General features: G+C 64.9%; 1 protein-coding gene. It reads left to right on the top strand.

The window, feature by feature from the left end; translation table 11 throughout:
- Positions 1-801: transposase (locus tag C7G61_RS42920; RefSeq protein WP_145963836.1), on the top strand; the 801-nt coding region annotated here is incomplete at both ends.

The raw sequence follows: 801 nt of genomic DNA, 5'->3' as shown, positions 1-801 counted from the left end.
TGGATGTCTACGACGAGGAGCGCGGCTTTCCGCCCTATCATCCTGGCATGATGGTAGCGCTGCTGCTTTATGCGTACAGCCAGGGGATCTACTCGTCGCGCAAGATCGCACGGGGCTGCGAGGAGCGGCTGGATTTTGCGGCTGTAACGGGGATGCAGCGTCCGGACTTCCGCACGATCAGCGAGTTCCGCAAGCGGCATTTGGCTGCGCTCTCCGGATTGTTCCGGCAGGTTCTTGCGCTGTGTCGCGCGGCGGGGCTCGTGAAGCTTGGCCACGTGGCGCTCGACGGCACCAAGATCAAGGCCAATGCCGGGATCAACAAGGCGATGAGCTATGGCCGGATGAAAGAGGCCGAGCCGAGGCTTGCGGCGGAGGTCGAGGGCTGGCTGGCCCAGGCCGCCCAAGCCGACAAGGCTGAGGATCGTCAGCTCGGAGCCTCGAAGCGTGGCGACGAAATGCCCGAGTGGATGGCCAACAAAGAGAAGCGGCTGGAGAAGATCCGGACCGCCAAGGCTGCGCTGGAAGCTGAAGCCAAAGCCAAAGCGGCCTCGAAGCCGGGCGACGACCGCTCCGGCGACGGCGGCAAGGGCCGGCCGGGACGCAAGTCCAAGCCCGTCACGGCAGAGCCGAGCGACAAGGCGCAGCGCAACTTCACCGATCCCGACAGCCGCGTGATGCCGACCAAAAACGGCTTCATCCAGGGCTACAACGCACAGGCCGCCGTCGATGGCGCCCATCAGATCATCGTGGCGCACACGCTGACCAACTCGCCAAGCGATCAGGCGCAGCTTGCGCCATTGC

This window comes from Bradyrhizobium algeriense (genome assembly GCF_003062295.1).
GTDB lineage: Bacteria > Pseudomonadota > Alphaproteobacteria > Rhizobiales > Xanthobacteraceae > Bradyrhizobium > Bradyrhizobium algeriense.
Note: the sequence above shows the minus strand (reverse complement) of the source record. Positions and strands in the feature narration are given on the sequence as shown.